The sequence below is a fragment of the Brucella sp. NBRC 12950 genome (genome assembly GCF_030268145.1).
In the GTDB taxonomy this organism is placed as follows: domain Bacteria; phylum Pseudomonadota; class Alphaproteobacteria; order Rhizobiales; family Rhizobiaceae; genus Brucella.
This window is the reverse complement of record NZ_BSQC01000008.1, coordinates 234,219-253,604: the sequence shown is the minus strand read 5'-3', so window position 1 is coordinate 253,604 and position 19,386 is coordinate 234,219. Positions and strand designations below refer to the sequence as shown.

Sequence of the window (19,386 nt, the reverse complement as noted above, 5' to 3'; positions counted from 1 at the left end):
AAAAGCTATATCCAAAAAATGGAAATGCATACCATTATATGGAAATAAAGATTTTCAACGGAATGGAGATAATCACCGCACACTTCCCGAGATTACGATCATGGGGTAGTGATGAAAGAACAGGGAATCGGAGGCGGCACATGGAACAGGCAAAAGCAAAGCGCGGCCGCAAGGCAGCGGAGAATGCCGCGCCCTCATCCGTTCAGGTTTTAGATCGCAGTCTCAGGCTTCTGGCGCTCATTGCCGAGAATGACGGCTCGACATTAACCGACCTCGCCGACGCCAGTGGCATGGCTCCTTCGACCGTTCATCGGCTTCTCTCATCGCTCGCCAATCACGGCATGGTTTCGCATGATGTAGAAACCGGCGACTGGACCATTGGCGTCAAGGCTTTCGAGATTGGCAACGCTTTTCGCCGCTTCCGCAAGCTCGGCACGCTGGCGCGGCCCTATCTTAAATCATTGATGGAAACGAGCGGCGAAACCGCAAATATCGGCATTGAGGACGGCGGTGACGTCGTGTTCATTTCGCAGATCGAAAGCCATGCGCCGATGCGCGCCTTCTTCCGCCCAGGTCGTCGCGGTCCAATCCACGCCTCGGGTATCGGCAAGGCAGTTCTGTCCACATGGTCGGATACGGAAATAGCGCGCACGCTCTCTGGAAGAACGCTTGAACATTTCACGCAGCGCACGCTCAACACCTTACCCGCATTGCTGAAAGATATTCAGGCAACGCGCACACGCGGTTGGTCGATTGACGATGAAGAACATACGCTCGGCATGTGCTGCATCGCGGCGCCCATTTTCAACGAATATGGCGAAGCGATTGCTGGCATTTCTGTCTCCGGGCCTGCAGTGCGCTTGCCCCGACAAAAGCTTGACGAACTTGGGCCATTGATCCGCTCAACAGCCGATGAGCTGACCCGCAACATGGGTGGCAAGCGACCGGAAGAGTTGTAAAAACAGAAGAACCCGCAGCAGATCGCTCTGCTACGGGCCCTCCCTCTCCCTCCTCCAGAGATTTTTTAGCCGAGTTCCGATTTCAACGGCTTGCCTGCAACATAGGTCTCGACAATCGCGCGATCATCGCCAACCGTTTGCAACAGGAATAACTCCTGCTCAAGCGTAGCCCCTGCGGCCATGCGCAGCCGCATCGGCGATGTGGCAGCTGAATCCAGCACCACAATATCGGCTTCCGTGCCCTCGTCGAGCGTGCCGATCTTGTCTTCCATCGACAGCGCGCGGGCGTTGCCGAGTGTCATCATGTAGAATGACTGGAACGGGTTGAGGCGGCTTCCACGCAATTGCAGAACCTTGTAGCCCTCGTCCATCGTGCGCAGCATCGAGAAGCTGGTGCCGCCGCCAACATCAGTAGCAACTGACATACGCACGCCCGATGCTTTAAGGCGATCACGGTCGAACAGGCCAGAACCGAGAAACAGGTTCGACGTCGGGCAGAAAACGGCAATCGAGCCGGTCTCTGCCATCACCTTCACTTCGCGTTCTTCTAGATGGATGGAATGGCCCAACAAGGTCTTGCTGCCCAGCAAACCATAATGCTCGTAGATGCCTAGATAATCAGGCGCATCCGGGTAAAGCGATTTTGTGAACTCAATCTCTTCGTGATTTTCCGAAAGATGTGTCTGGATGAAGCATTCAGGATGCTCGCGTGCCAGAACCTGACTGGCTTCAAGCTGCTCAGGCGTTGACGTGATCGCAAAACGCGGCGTGATCACATAATCAAGGCGATCTTTGCCATGCCAGCGGGCGATCAACTGCTTGCTGTCATCATATCCCGATTGAGCCGTATCACAGAGTGCTGGTGGTGCATTGCGATCCATCATCACCTTACCGCCAAGCATACGCATATTGCGATGCTGCGACGCGCGGAAATAGGCATCGACGCTCTGCGGGTGTACCGAGCAATAAGCGACGGCGGTGGTAGTGCCATGGCGGATCAATTCGTCCAGAAAGCGCTCAGCGATAAATTCCGCGTGCTGCTCATCGGCGAATTTCTGCTCTGCCACGAATGTATAGGTGTTGAGCCATTCAAGGAGATTGGCCGCATAGGACGCGACAACCTGTGTCTGCGGATAATGGATGTGTGTATCGATGAAACCCGGCAGAATAAGATGCGGGCGATGGTCGGCAACTTGCACGTCATGGCCTGCTTCAGCGCTCACATCAGCATAGTCGCCCAGGCGCGCAATGCGGCCATTTTCGACAAGCACGGCACCGTCTTCGATATATTGATAGGATTGAGCATCATCCAGACTCTGCGGTTCGTCACGAAAAGTCAGCACGCGGCCACGGATGAGAAGTTTGGTCATTGTTATTTTGCTCCAGAAGTCGCGGATTCATACCAGGAAGCGAGCAGCTTGCGCTCCTCATTACTTACCCCGGTGACGTTGGCAGGCGGCATGGCATGGGAACGACCGGCCTGCAAATAGATTTCGCGCGCATGGGCCGCGATATCTTTATCTGTTTCAAGAACCACACCTTTTGGCGGCACGATGATGCCTTCCCAACCTGGCTCTTTGGCGTGGCACATCGCACAACGTCCCAGAACAGTATCCCGCACTTTTTCAAAGTGCGGGTCTGAGATGAAAGTCTGCTGTAGCGATGAAACCTTTTGTTCTTCCGGCTCTCCGGTCAGAATTTTCGGCACGGTCGACAGCCACATGATGATAATGAACAGGATAACCGTCACCAGCCATGTCCAAGTCGGGCTACCCTTACGAGCGTGCTGGGTGTTGAACCAGTGGCGGATCGTGACACCCATCAGGAACACCAGCGATGCGATGATCCAGTTGAATTCGGTTCCGAAGGCCAGCGGATAGTGGTTCGACAGCATCAAGAACAGAACCGGCAGCGTCAGATAGTTGTTATGCGTTGAGCGCTGCTTGGCGATCTTGCCGTATTTCGGGTCTGGTTTGCGACCGGCAATCAGATCAGCCACCACGATTTTCTGGTTCGGAATGATGACCATGAACACGTTGGCAGACATGATTGTCGCGGTAAAAGCTCCCAGATGCAGGAAAGCTGCACGACCCGTAAACAGATGCGTATAGCCCCAGGCCATCACCACCAGAATGCAGTAGAGAATGACCATCAGGAGCGTATCGCTCTTGCCGAGCATCAGCTTGCAGATGGTGTTATAGGCGATCCAGCCAAACGCCAGCGAAGCGATCGAAATAGCGATTGCCGTCGGCGCCGATACATCGAGCACATTCGGATCAACCAGATAGAGATCGGCGCCCGCATAATAGACGATGCAGAGCAAAGTGAAGCCCGACAGCCATGTGGCGTAGGATTCCCATTTGAACCATGTCAGATGCTCTGGCATCTCAGCGGGGGCAACCAGATATTTCTGGATATGATAGAAGCCACCACCATGGACCTGCCATTCTTCGCCATAAGCGCCGACGGGCAAGCCCGGACGCTGACGAAGTCCTAAGTCCAGCGCGATGAAATAGAAAGACGAGCCGATCCACGCAATCGCGGTGATGACGTGTAGCCACCGCACTGCGAAGCCCAGCCAGTCCCAGGCCACGGCAAGATCATACATCCGGTACTCCCATTCTCAGAGCGCGTCGCGTCCAGAAGGACGCATAAAGGACACTCTGTCTTGTTTTGTTGCCGCATCATGTTTTCCAAAAATCCATTATTGATTTTTGGCCCAATGCGGCGGCCCCATTGTTCGTTACTTTATTATGTGCCAAAGCTTTGCACCAATGGGAACGTCACAACACGACCATCACTTTCAAAAAAATCTAGACAATCGTGGAGGGGACGCATGTCTTATCTTGATAATCTGCGCGTTTTTGTGCGCGTTGTCGAATTGGGGAATTTGTCAGCAGCAGGCCGTGACCAGCGTGCTTCGCCAGCTGTTGCAAGTAATCGAATCAAGGAGTTGGAGAAGCATCTTGGTGTGCGTCTCTTCAACAGAACGACACGCAAGCTGACGCCAACCGAGCATGGCCGCATATTTTATGATGGTGCTTTAAAGATCCTCGAAGCAGTGGATGAAGCCGAAGCAGCTGTCGCAGAACTTGCCAAGAATCCCAAAGGTTCGATTCGCATTACAGCACCTCTGGGACTCGGCCGGAGGCTGATCGCATCGGGAATTCCGGAGTTTCACGACAAATATCCGGACATAGAAGTGCGCCTGCGACTATCTGACCATGAGATAGACATCATGAGCGAAAGCGTTGATGTTGCTTTCAAATTAGGCGTTCTGGAAAATTCCAACTTGCGGATGCGCGGTATTCTGAACTGCGAACGTGTGATCTGTGCTGCACCTGAATATCTGGAAAAGCATGGCACGCCACAGTCGCCGGAAGAGCTTTTGGGCGACAAATATGATTGCCTTCTGCTGCGGTTTCCCGGCTCCAAAGAGTTTTACTGGTCGCTGCAAACGCCGGAAGGTCTGCGCAAGTTCGAAGTCACTGGTCCTTACGACTCCGATGATGGCGACGTATTGACGCAATGGGCGCTTGGTGGGCGCGGAATCATCAACAAACCGCTGTTTGAGGTGAAGGAATATATCCGCGATGGGAGGCTTGTGCCAATTCTTGAGAGCACGCCGCCAGCGTCGATTCAGCTTGCTGCGATCTATCCGCACAAGCGGTTTCAGGACCCGAAGGTCCGTCTGATCATCGATTTCATGACGGAACGCTGCCAGCGCTTGATCCGCGAAGCACTGGCTTAAAGCGCCGTGCGCCCTTTTGGGCGCACAAAGGTCGCTCTAACTCTTTGCTTTTATCGCATTATCCAACACACAACCGCTTCGCACTTTTGCTGGAAATACGGTAAATAACGCCCGCCTGATCAATTGAATTAGGCGGGTTGTAAAACTTTGCTGGAAACGAGCACGGCGGTTAAAACTTCTGCTGCAGCCAATGCGGCAATGACTTCCGGGCGCTTGTCTTTCACGACTGAGCCGCCAACCGGACAGACGAGATTTTCAAATAAATCATCGCTACCGATTTCGCGTTTCAACCAATTTTTGAAAGTGGCTTTTTTGGACTTCGAGCCGATCATGCCGATATAGAGAGCATCGTCGCGCTGTAAAGCCTCTGCCACGATCAGGAAATCAAGCGCATGGTCATGGGTCAGCACGATGAAGGCGCTGCCGGGCGGTGCCGATCGCACGACCTGTTCCGGCATAGCGGCAAGACAGGTTTCGACGCCGGGAGCATCCACCGCCATAAGCTCCGCTTCACGCGTATCCACCAGAATAACCCGTACAGGTGTCAGCGATAGCGAATAGGCCAAAGCATCGCCCACATGGCCCGCACCAAAGACATAGATATGCGGACGAGTGGCGATTTCGGCATCAACTTTGGCAACAAGATCCTCAGCCAGCCCTCGGTTAACCCGCCGGAAGATTAGGCCCACGCGGCCACCGCAGCATTGGCCAATTTCCGGGCCAAGAGGCACATCCATCGGGGAATCTCTACCGCCAGCCAGGATTTTGCGGGCATGGTCAATCGCCATATATTCGAGCTGGCCACCGCCGATAGTGCGGAAAATCATGTCTCGGGCGACAAGCATCCAAGCACCTGCATCACGCGGTGCAGAACCTTTCACATCAGTGACTTCGATCAGAACACTGTCGGGCCGTTTATTGAGAAACGCCCTTATGTCGTCCCGCCTGCCCAGCATCGCATCAGCCTTTCTGACTTCGTAAACGCTCGATAGCCATCAGCACGCGCTCGGGCGTTGCTGGCGCATCAAGGCGCGGACTGATTTTGTGATCGGCAACACTGGCAACCGCGTCCGACAGCGCATAAAGCACAGACATGCCATGCGGCAGCGGCGGTTCACCCACGGCCTTGGAGCGGTGGATCGTTGGCTCATAAGCCTCCGACCAGTCGGTCAGTGCCACATTGAAAATCTTCGGACGATCTGATGCCAGCGGGATCTTGTAGGTTGACGGTGCATGTGTACGCAGTCGGCCTTTGTCGTCCCAGACAAGCTCTTCCGTAGTCAGCCAGCCCATGCCCTGCACGAAACCGCCTTCAATCTGGCCGAGATCGATGACGCGGTTGAGCGACCGCCCGGTATCATGAAGAATATCAGTGCGTTCCACCACATATTCGCCGGTCAGCGTATCGACGGAAACTTCCGAGCAGGCGGCACCATAGGCGTAATAGTAAAAAGCGTGGCCTTTACCTTTGGCGCGATCCCAGTGGATTTTTGGTGTCTTGTAATGACCCGATGCTGAAAGTTGCACGCGCCCGATATAGGCCTGCTTCACCAGATCGTTGAAGCTGATCTCCTGATTGCCCACCCGAATACGGTTGGGCAGAAACACGACTTGATCTTCCGGCACCTGATATTGCTGGGCTGCAAAATGAAGAAGGCGCTTCTTGATCTGACGCGCCGCATCCTGTGCGGCCATACCATTCAAATCAGCACCGGACGATGCCGCCGTAGGCGCTGTGTTTGGCACTTTCGCGGTCGTTGTTGCGGTGATCTTCACGCGATCAAGATCGATCTGGAATTCTTCGGCTACAACCTGCGCCACTTTCAGATGAAGCCCCTGCCCCATCTCCGTGCCGCCATGGTTCATATGCACCGAGCCGTCATTATAGACATGCACCAGCGCGCCTGCCTGATTGGATTCCGTCTTGGTGAAGGAGATGCCAAATTTCACTGGCGTCAGTGACATGCCGCGTTTGACATAGCGGCTTTTGGAGTTGAATTCTCGGATTGCCTCGCGGCGCTTCGCGTAATCAGCACTTTCCTCAAGCTCGGCAACGATACGCTGAATGATGCAGTCTTCCACCTTCTGGTGATAGGGCGTCACATTGCGCGTGCCACCTTCGGTGCCCATGGCATCGTAGAAATTGAGCTTGCGAATTTCGAGCGGGTCTTTGCCGACAGCAAAAGCCACTTCCTCAATCACGCGCTCGGCCCCCACCATGCCCTGCGGACCGCCAAAACCTCGGAATGCCGTGTTGGACACGGTATTGGTATAAAGCGGTGCCGACTGTGCATGAACGGCAGGGAAGAAATAGGCATTGTCGCAATGAAACAGCGCGCGATCACCCACCGGACCGGACAGGTCGGCAGAGAAACCTGCATTCAGTGCAAACATATAATCGACACCGAGGATATTGCCCTCATCGTCGAAACCGACTTCATAATCGATCATAAAATCATGCCGCTTGCCGGTCGAGGTCATATCCTCATCACGATCAAGACGAACTTTAACGGCGCGCTTGTGCTTCTTGGCTGCGATAGCAGCAATGGCTGCCCATTGATTGGCCTGTGTTTCCTTGCCACCAAAGCCGCCGCCCATACGGCGCACTTCAACTGTCACCGAATGGCTCGGCACACCCAGCGCATGGGCGACCAGATGCTGGGTTTCACTTGGCCCCTGCGTTGAGCAATAGATGGTCACATCGTCATCTTCTCCGGGGATGGCAAGCGAGGCCTGCCCTTCAAGGTAGAAGTGATCCTGCCCACCGACTTTCATACGCGCTTTGACCTTGCGCGGTGCGTCATCAATGGCTTTGCGGGCGTCACCACGATTGAGCGTCAGCGGCGTGAAAACCAGCTTATCCTTGTAACCATCGAGACCAGAAATCGAGAACAAGCCCGGCATTTCTTCATATTCGACCTTGGCAAGACGGGCTGCGCGGCGCGCCTGATCACGCGTGCGGGCAACAACCGCAAAAATCGGCTGACCGTGGAACTGAACATTATCAACCGCGAAGATCGGATCGTCGTGCATCCCCGATGGCGAGACGTCGTTTTCGCCCGGTACATCTTTATAAGTCAGCACATCAACGACACCGGGAGCAGCGCGCACGGCAGACAGGTCCGTAGCATTGATCTTGGCATGGGCGACGGTCGAGAAGCCGACGCCGATATGCAGCGTGCCTTCAGGTTCCGGAATATCGTCGATATAGACCGCTTCGCCTGTCACATGCTTGTGGGCGGAATCATGACGCTGATCGGTCGCAACACCACCCTTAATACGGGCGGCTTTGATTGCGTTTGCAGGATGCTTGTTCATGTCACCCTCCTTATGCAGCTTCAACGTTTGGCTTACGCAAAGGTTCGCTTTCGCCTTGCGTTTCAGCATAGAAGCGGCGGAGCAAATTCTTCGCAACCAGCAAACGATAATCGGCTGTAGCGCGCATATCGCTTAGAGGCTGATAGTCGAGACCATAGGCTTCGAGTGCGGCTTCAACGCTCTCCTCATTCCAAGGTTTACCCATCAGCGCTGCTTCCACATTGGATGCCCGCTTGGGCGTTGCGGCCATGCCGCCATAGGCGATACGGATGGATGCGACTTTACCTTGCGTATCGAGCGTCAGATGGAAGGCACCGAGCGTTGCTGTGATATCCTCTTCAAACCGTTTGGAAATCTTGTGAATGGCAAACTGACTGCCTTCAAGCGGCACCGGCACATGCACGGCTTCCACAAACTCACCGTGCTGACGATCCTGCTTGCCATAGGCGATGAAGAACTCTTGCAGAGGAATAGTACGACGCTCTCTTCCCTTGCGGAGCGTGAGCTTTGCATCAAGCGCGATCAATGGCGGCGGCGTGTCGCCAATCGGCGAACCATTGGCGATGTTGCCGCCGATGGTGCCCATATTGCGTACTTGTTCACCACCAATGCGGTTGATGAGGCTTCCCAGCGCTGGAATTCGCTGTGCCAAAAACGAAAAGGCTTCCGTATAGGTGACGCCTGCACCAATGGTGATGACGCCATCTTCTTCGCTCATTGTGCGCAGTTCATTGAGATGCCCAATAAAGATGACCGGCGAAATATCGCGCATCATCTTGGTGACCCAAAGGCCGACATCGGTTGAACCGGCAACGATTGTCGCCTTGGCTTCGGCTGCATAAACAGTGGCAAAATCATCAAGATCGGCAGGCACGACCAGACGATCTTTACCACTACCCACTTCAACCCGCGCGCCATCACGCAATTCCGTCAACTGGCTGATGACATGCGCACGCTCAACAGCAAGCGGATCGTCCATCAAAGTGCCGTAGTCAGAAATCACACGCGCTGCACGCATGATCGCTTCATAGCCGGTGCAGCGGCAAAGATTGCCTTGCAGCGCCTTTTCAATTTGAGCATCCGCAGGCTTTGGATTGCGCATCCACAGACCATAAAGCGACATGACGAAGCCCGGCGTGCAGAAGCCGCATTGCGAACCGTGAAAATCGATCATCGCCTTTTGCACCGGATGCAAGCCACCGTCGGAACCGCGCAGATGCTCGATGGTGACGACATGACAACTATCCAGCGAGCCCACGAAGCGGATGCACGCATTCACGCTTTCATAGACGAGTTCATCACCAACGATCTTGCCGACCAGAACCGTGCAAGCACCACAATCGCCCTCGCCGCAGCCTTCCTTGCTGCCACGCAGTTTGCAGGAAAGACGCAGATAATCGAGCAAGGTTTCTGTCGGCGAAACGCGGTCGAGCTCAACTGTCTCGCCGTTCAGCAGAAAGCGGATATTATGTCTGACTGCTTGACCCATATCGCTCAGCTCCCGCGATAGGTTGAATAGGAAAATGGCGAAACCAGAAGCGGCACATGATAATGCGCCTTTTCGTCGGAAACACCAAAGCGTAGCGGCACCACATCCAGAAACGGGATCGCATCATCGCTTTTGCCGAAATATTCGCCGACATGGAAAAGCAGCTCATATGAACCAGAATGTAGCGCATCGCCCGCAAGCAGCGGCGCATCACAGCGACCATCAGCATTGGTGCGGATTTCGCGCAGAATCTCTGCCTGCTGATTCTCGATGCGGCGTAATTCGATACGCAGATTTGCGGCTGGTTTACCACTGACCGTATCAAGGACATGCGTCGTTAACCGGCCCTGACCGCTTGCTTGGCTTCCCATTTGTACTCCTGCCGCCTGCACGATTCTTCCGACATCACCGTTAGAACCATTGCAAGCACTTGTTTTTATGTGGTTTATTTCGCGCGACATTCAAGCCATTGCGAACCGCACTTGTTCCCGATTGTGAGTATTTACCTAAGTCCTGTCTTGGGAAAGATGATAATCGTTGGATGTCTTTCAAAATTTTGAGGGGGAATGGTCCGCGTAAATCTTTATTATCATAGGCAAAACAGACAAAAACCGAGGGAATTCCATATGAGTTATCCGCGCAATCTGGTTGGCTATGGCCGCAACACACCGGACCCACAATGGCCGGGTGGAGCCAATATAGCGGTGCAGTTCGTCGTCAACTACGAAGAAGGCGGCGAAAGCTGCATCCTCGATGGCGATCCGGCGTCCGAATGCCTGCTTTCGGAAATCGTCGGCGCGCAGGCATGGAACGGCCAGCGCAACCTCAATATGGAGTCCATTTACGAATATGGGGCCCGCTCGGGCTTCTGGCGTTTGTGGCGCGCGTTCACGCGACGCAACATGCCGGTGACTGTCTATGGCGTGACCCTTGCCATGGAGCGCAATCCCGAGGCCATCAGCGCCATGAAGGAAGCCGACTGGGAAATCGCCAGCCACGGCCTGCGCTGGTGGGAATATAAGGATGTACCCGAAGAGGTAGAACGCGAACATATTCGCGAAGCCGTGCGTCTGCACACGGAGATTACCGGCTCGCGTCCACTCGGCATCTATCAGGGCAAGCCTTCGGATAACACGCTGAAGCTGGTGATGGAGGAAGGCGGTTTCCTCTATTCAGCTGATTCCTATGCCGATGAACTGCCTTATTGGGTGAAAGGGCCAAAGGGTCCGCATCTGATCGTGCCTTATACGCTCGACACCAATGACATGCGCTTTGCCACGCCACAGGGCTTTAACTCCGGCGATCAGTTCTACACCTACCTCAAAGACACATTCGACGTGCTTTATCGCGAGGGTGCAGAAGGCGCGCCAAAGATGATGTCAATTGGCCTGCATTGCCGTCTGGTCGGGCGGCCAGGTCGTGTGGCAGCACTTGAACGCTTCCTTGATTACGTACAGAGCCATGACAAGGTGTGGGTTGCCAAGCGCGTGGATATTGCGCGTCACTGGCACGAACATCACAAGCCGAAACACGTCGATGTTGTGCCGTCCAAGGCCAGCAAAGCGGATTTTGTTGCACGCTATGGCGGGATTTTCGAGCACTCGCCATGGATTACCGAACGCGCCTACGACACCGGCCTGACGGAACTGGCCGATTCTGCATCCGGTCTTCATACGGTTCTGGTCCGGGCATTCCGCGCTGCATCAGACGATGAAAAGCTCGGTGTGTTGCGTGCCCATCCCGATCTTGCAGGAAAGCTTGCGGCGGCCAAACGCCTTACACCAGAATCCACATCTGAGCAGGCATCTGCCGGTCTTGATGCTCTGACGGATGATGAACGCAAGACATTCACCGAACTCAACGACGCCTATACCAATAAGTTCGGCTTCCCGTTCATCATCGCGGTCAAGGGCCGCAACCGCCATGAGATTCTCGATGCGTTCAAACGGCGCGTCGAAAACAGCAAGCAGGCGGAGCTGGAAACAGCATCCGAACAGGTCGAGCGCATCGCGCTGCTGCGGCTCAAAGATATTCTTCCCGAAACACTGTATTGATCAGAGGCAACAATGAGCCGTAATTATTACGCACCGACCGGTGGCCTGCCGCCACAGACGCAAATTCTGACTGATCGCGCGATGTTCACCGAAGCCTATGCGGTTATTCCAAAAGGCACATTCAGCGATATCGTCACAAGCTTCCTGCCCTTCTGGGACAAAACACGGCTATGGATCATCGCTCGCCCACTATCGGGTTTTGCCGAGACTTTCTCTCAATATATTATGGAAGTGCAGCCCGGCGGTGGCAGCGACCGCGCAGAGCTTGATGACGGCGCACAGGGTGTGTTGTTCGTTGTCGAAGGCGAAATCACCGTCACGCTTTCAGGCAAAGACCATGTACTGACAGAAGGCGGCTATGCCTACCTGCCGCCAAAAAGCAGCTGGACGCTTCGCAACAATTCAAGCGCCGTCGCGCGCTTCCATTGGGTGCGCAAGGCTTATGAAAAGGTCGACGGTCTTGACGTACCGGAGCCGCTTTTCCTTAATGAGAAGAACATTGCACCGACGCCGATGCCCGACACCAATGGCGCATGGGCCACGACGCGCTTTGTCGATCCAAACGATCTGCGTCACGATATGCATGTGACAGTCGTGACCTTCGAGCCGGGCGGCGTCATTCCCTTTGCCGAAACCCATGTGATGGAACACGGGCTTTATGTGCTGGAAGGCAAGGCTGTCTATCGCCTCAATCAGGACTGGGTGGAAGTGGAAGCGGGCGATTTCATGTGGCTGCGCGCCTTCTGCCCGCAGGCTTGTTATGCTGGCGGACCAGGCAAATTCCGCTACTTGCTTTACAAGGACGTCAATCGTCATATGAAGCTGTCGCGATAATAGCGCAAATAAAAGTGGCGGGCCTAACATGATCGTCAAGCCCGCCGCAGCCATTTTCCGACTGGAGATCAGAATTTAAAATTGCGCAGTCCTTCTACGCTATCCAATGGCATCTCGTGATGTATTTGATCGAATATTAAATTCAAAATCACATGTATTTTTTCATAGATATATGAAAACAGATAAGTATTAATGTGTTAATTCAAAAATAAGTATTGCCGCCACAATATGTGGCGGCAATACTTTGTATTAGAACGACCGCTGGAAGCGAACCATACCCTGCCAAGCATCCTTGCCTTTTAGGTAAGACTTGTCGTCCTGCCACTTGGTGTAGGAAACTTCTGGCGTAACAGTAAAGCCAGGAACCAGCTCGTAGGCGACATTTGCGGTTGCTGCAAATGTGCTGCTGCCATCATATGCAGCCTGCGCATTGAGGGTTGCCTGTTCGGTTGCCTTGAAGGATGCACCGCCCCAAACGGCCCAATCACCACCCCAAGTGCCGTAGAAGCTGCTGATCGCACGAACCTGTCCGAGAACATTGCCCGAACCATCTGTTACGTTCATGTACTGGTCCTTGTTGGACTTATATCCGCCCATAGCCCAGATCGAGAACTGATCGGTGATGTTTAAATCAGCGCGAACCTTGCCAGCCCATTCTTCATTGCGGGCGTCATAAGCTGCGACTGCAGCAATCTTACCCCAACCCTGCTCATACTTCAGGCCGCCAACGACATGAGGCGTATAATCCTTGATGGCGCCGTTGTAACCATACTTGCCATCGGTATCGACGTTGTTGCCCTGTTCAAGCGACAGAATTGCCGAGAAGCCGTTACCAGCATTGAATGTGTAGCTGATCAAACCTGTGCGATAGCCACCTGCAAGGATGACGTCGTCGTTGATGACATTGCCGAGATAGCCCGGAAAGGTGACGAATGCAGATTCGTCGAGACCTACGCGGAGACCACCAAGCTCGATATAGCCGTAACGCAGTTCACCGGACGTACCGGGCGTACCATTGCCCCAATCATATCGCGTTTCAGCATAGGTCTTGAGAGTTCCCAGCTCGGTTTCAGAAGCAGTCGAAAGGCGCAGCGTGAAGCGGGCTTTATTATCCCAGGTCTTACGCTCGTAGTCTTTGCCACCAATCGCAGCACCGTCACGATCTGTAAATCCGCGACCGTAAACATCATCACCGCCGGTCAGATCATAGCGGACATAACCAGATACGCGCAGGCAAGTCTCAGTTCCCGGGATGTAGAAGTAGCCTGCTCCATAAGCATCGCATACGCGTACATATTCTACGTGTTCTGGCTCGGGAGCCACAACGGCATCAGCTGCATTCGCAGCAGCAGTTCCCACCGCGATAGTTGCCACTGACCCGAGAAGAAGTCCCTTAATAGTCATTTTGAAAATGCCTCCAGCAAATCTAAGTTAATTAATGCAAATGACTGATAGAATAGAAAACTCAACAATCTCAATTGCAACTTTTACAATTTCAAAATTATCGAATATTGTGTGTTAATTTAAACACTATTTAGAATTACATTGAAATATAGCAATTTTTATCAAAAATAGTACACCCTATATGTTGCTACATACGAATCGTTGCCTATAAATTAATGGCATTGATTTTAAAATATTGAGATTCACCAATTACATTGATGCTCACACCGTATTCATAAAAAACCATCACTCCCGATGAATTAAGTATTCACCAGTATATATTAATTAATGTTTTTAGATAATTCATATTTCATAATTTACTTATATTTATTATTCTGCAAATATATTTCTATTGTAAAAGAATTAACCTCATGTACACTGGCATTGGAAAGGTTTGATTTCGAGTTAAAACCTTTTAAAAAATGCCCATTAACAGAGAATCTATTTATGAAAATCTATCGCCAAATCGGTCTCACAATAGGCTTTGCCGTAATCTCGAGCCTTCCCGCTATTGCTGCACCTCTCCCTGGTGGGGCCAGCACTTTGCAGGAAACCTATGAGGATTGGACAGTTTCCTGTCAGTCTGCAAAAGACAACACAGTTTGCGCCGTCCGCCAGGATCAAAGCAGTACGCAGACCGGTCAGCGCGTCCTGACGGTCGAGTTGCGCAATATGAACGGCGGCAAAGTCGAAGGTGTCATTCTGATGCCATTTGGCCTTGACCTCGCAAAAGGTTCCACTCTCAAGATCGACGAAGTTGATGGCCCGCATTTGACTTTTTCAACGTGCTTGCCGCAGGGCTGTCTGGCGCCAGTTAGTTTTGATGCCAAGCAGGTCGCCTCGCTCAAGGCTGGTACAAATTTGAACGTCAGCGCGACTGCACTCAGCCCAAGCCAGGCTGTCGCTTTCAAAATTTCATTGAAAGGCTATGGTGCAGCGCTCGACCGTATTATTGCACTTACGAAATAATAGGGGGCATTTGATTTTAGCGGATACATAACGATATCCGCAGCATCAAAGATCACGCCGTACGGCTTCCACCGTACGGTTTTTTTGCACCCTTGATGCGCACTAGAGCACCGTGCGTCCTTTTGGGCGCGGGGTGCTCTAACACGTTATATTTACATCATAATTTTACCCTAAACTGATTCAAGTTTAAGGAATAATATAATAGGCTAAGGTTCAGTCCTTAAACTGCACCTATGCGCTTGAGCGATCGACGCCAGCGCATGGTCATCAGCACCGAAACAATAGCAAGCCCTGCTGCCAGACCAAGCCAGACACCCGCACCGCCAAGCTTGAACTGGAATGCCAGCAGCGCGCCCAACGGCAGGCCCACACCCCAATATCCGACCAGCGCCAGATACATCGGAACACGCGTGTCACGCAGACCACGCAACATGCCCGCTGCAACCGCTTGCGCGCCATCGACAATCTGAAACAGTGCAGCAAGCGCCAGGAACGTGACCGCGAGTTCGATAACGGCGAAGTTTTCCGGGTCCTTAAGGTTGAGAAATACGCCGATAAACAGGCGCGGGATGAGAATCATCAGCAGGCCCATGATCGCCATAAAGCCGACGCCAAGCGCATAGGCGCTCCAACCTGCATAGGCCACGGCCTGCGGATCACCACGACCATAAGCACGACCAACACGCACGGTTGCTACCTGACCAAATCCAAGCGGCACCATGAAGCTGAGCGATGCCACCTGAATGGCAACCGCATGGGCTGCCATGGCTGTCGGCCCGATATAGCCCATCATGACGACGGCTGCGTAAAAGATCGAGGTTTCAAATACGAAGGTCAGCGCCATCGGAAAACCGATGCGCCATAGCTCAATCAGGCGTGGCCAATCCGGACGCCAAAAGCGACCGAACAAGCGATAGCGGCGGAAACGGTGATGGCGCACGGTGATAATGGCCATGCCAAGGAACATCATGATGCTCGACAGCGTGGTGGCGATACCCGCACCATGCAGTTCCATACGCGGGAAGCCAAAATGGCCGAAAATCAATGTCCAGCCCGCCAGCGCGTTGAACCCGATGGCAGCAGCCGCAATCAATAGCGTCCACATCGGCTTTTCCATCGCCGCAAAGAAAGAGCGCAGCACTATGTAGAAGAGATATGGCAACAGCGCCCATTGCAGCGTGTGCATGAAATCCGTTGAGCGTGCCGCAATATCCGGCTGCTGACCGAGGAAGAGGAAAATCTCCTCGCAATGCCAGAGCACAATCCAGATTGGGACCGAGATGATGATCGCTGACCACATGCCCTGACGCACGGTACGGCGAACATCGCGCACCGAATGCCGATTCTTGCCGAGCGCGATGGCAATCATCGGCATGACAGCCGAGACAAGGCCCATCGAGAAGATCATCAGCGTATGATAAAAACTGGTCGCAAGCAGCGCCGAGGCAAGCGTATCCTTGCCCAGTCGCCCGATGAAAATCACATCAGTTGCCGTCAATGCCGCTTGCGAAAGATTGGTTAGAATCAGCGGCCAGCCCAGTTTAAGGGCTGTCGACATTTCCAGGGTCCAGCGCTGCACGCTGTTCAATTGTGGCTCGCGAAAGCCCGCATCAACTGTATTGGTCACAAGTTACTCCCCGAACTGTCCGGGGCCGTCAATCCGCCAGACAATCCATAGCCAGAACACGCGCCATGACGTCAGAGACCATGTCAATCTGAGGAATTTAGCATCGTGATACGAATATCGATCGCCCCATGCCGACTAAGAGCGTTCATCGCTAAAAGCGACTTCGCCCCAACTTTTCGGATTGTTCAATTTCTATTGGGAACGTTGTGTATGTTCCAGAAATTGATCCGGAGCCAAGCGGGCTGCGCATCGATTTGCACAAAATTGGAGCACAATGGATATCAGACTTGCACAAAGAAGCAACACATCTCGAGAAGTAAATTCTCAACTGCTGACATGCGTGGAAATCGATTCCCAACATGTCGCAAAATGGCACTTTTCCGTCCGCATTTCAGTTGACCGCGACGCCGCGTGATTTACCAATAGTGGCGATGCGAATTTGCGAGGAAAGCCATGCGTAGTACCAAAGTCATCCACATTGTTGGTTGTCATGCAGAAGGTGAAGTCGGTGATGTTATTGTCGGTGGCGTGGCTCCTCCTCCTGGCGATACCGTGTGGGAGCAGTCGCGTTTCATTGCCAGCGACGAGGCCTTGCGCAACTTCGTGTTGAACGAGCCGCGTGGCGGCGTGTTTCGCCATATCAATCTGCTGGTCCCGCCCAAAGATCCGCGCGCGCAGATGGGGTTCATCATCATGGAACCCGCTGATACCCCGCCAATGTCGGGTTCCAACTCGATCTGCGTCTCCACTGTTCTGCTGGATAACGGCATCATCCCGATGCAGGAACCGATAACCCGCATGGTGCTGGAAGCGCCCGGCGGAATCATTGAAGTGGAGGCGGAATGTCGCAACGGCAAGGCCGAGCGCATCAGTGTCCGCAACGTGCCGTCCTTTGCAGATCGTCTGGATGCTTCATTGGAAGTTGAAGGGCTTGGCACAATTACCGTCGATACTGCTTATGGCGGCGACAGTTTCGTCATTGTCGATGCGACGCATATAGGCATGAAGATCGAGCCGGGTCAGGCGCGTGAACTGGCCGAGATCGGCGTGAAGATCACCAAAGCCGCCAATGAACAACTCGGTTTCCGCCATCCTGAGAAAGACTGGAACCACATTTCATTCTGCCAGATCACTGAACCAGTGACACGCGATGGCGACGTACTCACCGGCGTCAACACCGTGGCGATCCGCCCGGCCAAGCTCGACCGTTCGCCAACTGGCACTGGCTGTTCAGCGCGCATGGCCGTATTGCACGCCAAGGGCCAGATGAAAGTCGGTGAAAGATTTATCGGCAAATCTGTACTTGGAACGGAATTCCATTGTCGACTTGATAAGGCTCTGGAGCTTGCTGGCAAGGCCGCCATCAGCCCGATCATTTCGGGTCGTGCTTGGGTGACGGGGACTTCGCAGCTTATGCTTGATCCAAGCGATCCGTTTCCGGGTGGATATCGGCTTTCTGACACATGGCCCCGAGTCGACTGATAATTACGCGTTGACAAGACGAAAACCTCAATCACCTTGCACCACTTGTCCGACAAACAAAAAACCCCGCTAAAGCGGGGTTTTCTTTTATTGTTATGTTCAGGCTTACGCGAAGTCGAGTGCGCGGTCGCCGTCTTCATCCTTAATGCGCGATGGCAGGCCGATCTGGTTCAGGATGTGGAGGAAAGGCTTTGGATTAAGCTCTTCCACATTGACCATCTTCTTCACATCCCATTCGCCCGAAGCGATCAGGATTGCGGCTGCGACCGGCGGAACGCCAGCCGTGTAGGAAATGCCTTGGCTACCCACTTCGTTATAGGCTTCCTTGTGGTCGGCAACGTTATAAATGAAGACTTCCTTCTCTTTGCCGTCCTTGGTGCCCTTGACGAAATCGCCAATGCAAGTCTTGCCGGTGTAATCCGGTGCCAGTGACGATGGATCTGGCAGAACGGCCTTGACTACCTTGAGCGGCACGACTTCCAGACCTTCAGCGGTCTTGACCGGCTGTTCGGACAGAAGGCCGAGATTGTTCAACACCGTGAAGACGTTGATATAGTGATCGCCAAAGCCCATCCAGAAACGCACATCGGCGTTCGGGTAGTTCTTGGACAGCGAGTGCACTTCATCATGGCCAGTCATATAGGCCTTGCTTGGGCCGACGACAGGCAGATCGAATGTCTGGCCAACTTCGAACATCTTGTTCGACTGCCACTGACCGCCTTGCCATGAATAGACTGTGCCGGTGAATTCGCGGAAGTTGATTTCAGGGTCGAAGTTGGTCGAGAACCAGCGGCCATGCGAACCGGCATTGATGTCAACGATGTCGATGGATTTGACTTCATCGAGATAGTCGTCAGCAGCCAGACGTGCATAGGCATTGACCACGCCCGGATCAAAGCCGATGCCGAGAATGGCGGTGATGCCTTTCTCTTCGCATTCCTGCAAGTTCTTCCATTCGTAATTGCCATACCACGGTGGGGTCTCGCAGATCTTCTTCGGATCTTCATGGATCGCCGTGTCCATGTAAGCCACGCCCGTATCGATACAGGCGCGAAGGACCGACATATTGAGGAAGGCCGAGCCGACATTGATGACGATCTGAACGCCCGTTTTCTGGATCAAAGCCTTGGTGGCTTCAATATCCAGCGCGTCCAAAGCATGCGCTTCCAGTTTCACCTCAGTCTTGAGGCTCTTCTTTTCATGCACGCTATCGATAATCTTGCGGCATTTCTCAACCGTGCGGGACGCAATATGGATATCGCCCAATATGTCAGAGTTTTGAGCACATTTATGTGCAACAACCTGTGCCACGCCCCCGGCGCCGATAATGAGAACGTTCTTCTTCATTTTCTGTCGATGCTTCCTCTTCCAGCGGTTACCCGCCATCTGTTAACCGTCCCGATTGCCTTCTCACCCGGAACACATGAGTTTTTCGCAGTCTGAGGACCGCAAAAGGATCT

Annotated in this window: 15 protein-coding genes; 6 read left to right on the top strand and 9 right to left on the bottom strand. The window is 53.4% G+C overall.

Annotated features, from left to right (window positions below; translation table 11 throughout):
* The first annotated feature begins 140 nt into the window (after nucleotides 1-140).
* On the top strand, nucleotides 141-959 hold the full coding sequence (locus QSJ70_RS15405) for an IclR family transcriptional regulator (RefSeq protein ID WP_285537617.1): 819 nt from the start codon (nucleotides 141-143) through the stop codon (nucleotides 957-959).
* A gap of 65 nt (nucleotides 960-1,024) precedes the next feature.
* On the opposite strand, the gene guaD is transcribed toward QSJ70_RS15405, so the two are convergent.
* The gene (gene guaD / locus QSJ70_RS15400) at nucleotides 1,025-2,329 is read right to left on the bottom strand and encodes a guanine deaminase (RefSeq protein ID WP_113160326.1); all 1,305 of its coding nucleotides are present in this window, start codon (nucleotides 2,327-2,329) and stop codon (nucleotides 1,025-1,027) included.
* 2 nt (nucleotides 2,330-2,331) lie between these two features.
* Entirely contained in the window at nucleotides 2,332-3,567 is a 1,236-nt protein-coding gene (locus QSJ70_RS15395; protein ID WP_007873587.1) for a urate hydroxylase PuuD, read from the bottom strand.
* Between the two features lie 228 nt (nucleotides 3,568-3,795).
* Here QSJ70_RS15395 and QSJ70_RS15390 point away from each other — a divergent pair, with 228 nt between their 5' ends.
* Complete coding sequence (locus tag QSJ70_RS15390; protein WP_007873581.1) at nucleotides 3,796-4,710, top strand: LysR family transcriptional regulator; 915 nt, start codon at nucleotides 3,796-3,798, stop codon at nucleotides 4,708-4,710.
* Between the two features lie 128 nt (nucleotides 4,711-4,838).
* Here the strand turns inward: QSJ70_RS15390 and xdhC are convergent, their stop codons facing one another.
* Genes xdhC through uraH form a run of 4 tightly spaced genes read right to left on the bottom strand, consistent with a single transcriptional unit; the run spans nucleotide 4,839 to nucleotide 9,888 of the window.
* Nucleotides 4,839-5,666 (bottom strand): xanthine dehydrogenase accessory protein XdhC, encoded by an 828-nt coding sequence (gene xdhC, locus QSJ70_RS15385; RefSeq protein WP_285537611.1) that lies wholly within the window; start codon nucleotides 5,664-5,666, stop codon nucleotides 4,839-4,841.
* Between the two features lie 4 nt (nucleotides 5,667-5,670).
* Nucleotides 5,671-8,028 (bottom strand): xanthine dehydrogenase molybdopterin binding subunit, encoded by a 2,358-nt coding sequence (gene xdhB, locus QSJ70_RS15380; protein ID WP_285537609.1) that lies wholly within the window; start codon nucleotides 8,026-8,028, stop codon nucleotides 5,671-5,673.
* Nucleotides 8,029-8,038: 10 nt separating this feature from the next.
* Complete coding sequence (gene xdhA / locus QSJ70_RS15375) at nucleotides 8,039-9,517, bottom strand: xanthine dehydrogenase small subunit (RefSeq protein ID WP_285537607.1); 1,479 nt, start codon at nucleotides 9,515-9,517, stop codon at nucleotides 8,039-8,041.
* Between the two features lie 5 nt (nucleotides 9,518-9,522).
* Entirely contained in the window at nucleotides 9,523-9,888 is a 366-nt protein-coding gene (uraH, locus tag QSJ70_RS15370) for a hydroxyisourate hydrolase (RefSeq protein WP_007873565.1), read from the bottom strand.
* 255 nt (nucleotides 9,889-10,143) lie between these two features.
* Between uraH and puuE the strand changes: the two genes are divergently transcribed.
* Both puuE and QSJ70_RS15360 read left to right on the top strand, forming a co-directional pair.
* The gene (gene puuE, locus QSJ70_RS15365; protein WP_285537603.1) at nucleotides 10,144-11,571 is read left to right on the top strand and encodes an allantoinase PuuE; all 1,428 of its coding nucleotides are present in this window, start codon (nucleotides 10,144-10,146) and stop codon (nucleotides 11,569-11,571) included.
* Between the two features lie 12 nt (nucleotides 11,572-11,583).
* Complete coding sequence (locus tag QSJ70_RS15360; RefSeq protein ID WP_285537601.1) at nucleotides 11,584-12,405, top strand: bifunctional allantoicase/(S)-ureidoglycine aminohydrolase; 822 nt, start codon at nucleotides 11,584-11,586, stop codon at nucleotides 12,403-12,405.
* Nucleotides 12,406-12,654: 249 nt separating this feature from the next.
* Here QSJ70_RS15360 and QSJ70_RS15355 read toward each other — a convergent pair whose 3' ends face one another.
* Entirely contained in the window at nucleotides 12,655-13,809 is a 1,155-nt protein-coding gene (locus tag QSJ70_RS15355; protein ID WP_112814885.1) for a porin, read from the bottom strand.
* Between the two features lie 486 nt (nucleotides 13,810-14,295).
* On the opposite strand from QSJ70_RS15355, the gene QSJ70_RS15350 reads away from it, so the two are divergent.
* Complete coding sequence (locus QSJ70_RS15350; RefSeq protein ID WP_231193766.1) at nucleotides 14,296-14,817, top strand: invasion associated locus B family protein; 522 nt, start codon at nucleotides 14,296-14,298, stop codon at nucleotides 14,815-14,817.
* Between the two features lie 220 nt (nucleotides 14,818-15,037).
* Here QSJ70_RS15350 and QSJ70_RS15345 read toward each other — a convergent pair whose 3' ends face one another.
* Nucleotides 15,038-16,444: an MATE family efflux transporter gene (locus tag QSJ70_RS15345; protein ID WP_285537596.1), complete on the bottom strand. Its 1,407-nt coding sequence runs from the start codon at nucleotides 16,442-16,444 to the stop codon at nucleotides 15,038-15,040.
* A 453-nt stretch (nucleotides 16,445-16,897) separates the two neighbouring features.
* Between QSJ70_RS15345 and QSJ70_RS15340 the strand changes: the two genes are divergently transcribed.
* Nucleotides 16,898-17,926: a trans-3-hydroxy-L-proline dehydratase gene (locus QSJ70_RS15340; protein WP_285537594.1), complete on the top strand. Its 1,029-nt coding sequence runs from the start codon at nucleotides 16,898-16,900 to the stop codon at nucleotides 17,924-17,926.
* A 105-nt stretch (nucleotides 17,927-18,031) separates the two neighbouring features.
* Here QSJ70_RS15340 and QSJ70_RS15335 read toward each other — a convergent pair whose 3' ends face one another.
* Nucleotides 18,032-19,273, bottom strand: a complete 1,242-nt coding sequence (locus tag QSJ70_RS15335) for a saccharopine dehydrogenase family protein (RefSeq protein ID WP_007873548.1) — start codon at nucleotides 19,271-19,273, stop codon at nucleotides 18,032-18,034.
* Between the last annotated feature and the right edge of the window lie 113 nt (nucleotides 19,274-19,386).